The organism is Gluconacetobacter dulcium (assembly GCF_014174165.1).
GTDB classification, from domain to species: domain Bacteria; phylum Pseudomonadota; class Alphaproteobacteria; order Acetobacterales; family Acetobacteraceae; genus Gluconacetobacter; species Gluconacetobacter dulcium.
Genome location: NZ_JABEQN010000057.1, coordinates 1 through 1,555, shown reverse-complemented (window position 1 = coordinate 1,555; position 1,555 = coordinate 1). Strand labels below are relative to the sequence as shown.

Annotated in this window: 1 protein-coding gene, 1 tRNA gene and 1 pseudogene; all 3 read left to right on the top strand. The window is 55.6% G+C overall.

The annotated features are described in order from the left end of the window. Nucleotides 1–33: 33 nt before the first annotated feature. The 3 genes and pseudogenes from HLH25_RS19855 (at nt 34) to HLH25_RS19845 (ending at nt 1,349) form a co-directional block, all read left to right on the top strand. A tRNA-Met gene (locus HLH25_RS19855) sits at nt 34–110 on the top strand. Nucleotides 111–369: 259 nt separating this feature from the next. Continuing rightward, nucleotides 370–603, top strand: a pseudogene (locus HLH25_RS19850) (integrase core domain-containing protein); the annotation flags it as partial. A 242-nt stretch (nt 604–845) separates the two neighbouring features. Continuing rightward, nucleotides 846–1,349 (top strand): sigma-70 family RNA polymerase sigma factor, encoded by a 504-nt coding sequence (locus HLH25_RS19845; RefSeq protein ID WP_182975723.1) that lies wholly within the window; start codon nt 846–848, stop codon nt 1,347–1,349. Nucleotides 1,350–1,555: the final 206 nt, after the last annotated feature.

The window sequence follows — 1,555 nt, the reverse complement described above, 5'->3', positions numbered from 1 at the left end:
TCGCCGCCAGGTCTTCCAGTCCTCCCTCACCCCCGCGGGGTGGAGCAGCCCGGTAGCTCGTCAGGCTCATAACCTGAAGGTCATAGGTTCAAATCCTATCCCCGCAACCAAAATTCCATTTATTATCAAACGCTTAGGTCGCCTTACGGGCGGCCTTTTGCGTTTGGGACATACGCGCAGGATGCGTATAGGATGCAAATGGGACTGAAAGCGCAGCGTAGTTACGACTGATTTCACGTCCGCGTGATGTGTGGGGAATATGCGGGCCTGATGACGTCCGAGATGAAGCGGCTGCGGCAACTTGAAGATGAGAACGCGAAGCTGAAACGGATTGTGGCGGACCTGTCGCTCGACAAGGCGGTGCTGCACGATTTTCCCCGCCCGGGCAAGCCGACCGACAACAGCTTCATCGAGTCCTTCAACGGCAAATTCCGGGCCGAGTGTCTGAACACGCACTGGTTCATGTGCCTTGACGACGTCCGGGCAAAAATGGAGGCTTGCCGTCAGGACTACAACGAGGTCCGTCCACACAGCGCCATCGGTAACAAACTCCCGATATCGCTGCTGAACGGCTTTCCGGCGGATCTGCCGGTGGAGCCTTGAACTCGGAAGTTTCCAGTTCACGCTGGCTCAAAGTCGGGGAGCACTTCACAACCCCACAGACCCTAACTCAGAACTGAGGACACGTTGGGGGCAACGTCAATCGTCTATTGACTCTTGCTCTTTCCTTTCATGACGGCTACCAGAATATTAAGAACGTCTCGCATTTGTGGTGACGTAATCGACTGGGTAGAGGCGTAGGCAGCAGGTTGTTCGATACGACCTGGTAGCCGGGAAATAGACCGATGGTGGGGCGTGATACTGGGTATTTGGACATCTTCGTAGCCCATCGGCAGAAACTGACCGATTATGCGAATGGAATCGTCAAGGATGCCGCTCGTGCCGAGGATCTGGTGCAGGAGGCATTCCTACGCTTCAATACGGCTGCCCGTGAGTGCCTTGTGCATGATCCTGTGCGGTTTCTCTATCGGGTCGTCCGTAATCTTGCTCTCGATCGGCGACGTCGCGCTACACTGGAAGAGTTCTATGCGGCAGAATTTCCGGACGGCATTACGAGTGATCTCGCATCGAATGAGGCAACGCCCGAGCGCGAGGCTATAGCGCGTCAGGAATTGAAGCGCGTCGAGGGTGCGCTGGCGACACTCCCTGAACGGACGCGGATCGCGATGGAAATGCATCGTTTAGGTGGATGTACTCTACAGGAAATCGCCGATCATTTTGGTATCTCGGTTTCCCGCGCTCATACGCTCATTATCGAGGGAGTTCGCCACTGTCAGCGTGCGCTGTAAGTGCGTGCGGCGGAAAACTCGTGAAAAACAGAAAATCCGATGCGTTCGTGCGTTTCTTATATAAGGGGCAACAGTTGAGTCACGCGAACGGTGCGTTAGCCCGCATTTCTCACACGCTGATGTGGGGCGGTCTGACGGAGCGCCGTCAGCTGGTTGCGAGCGGTTCTGATCTGTTTTCGTAACAGGAAACCGAATTTTGGGCACGC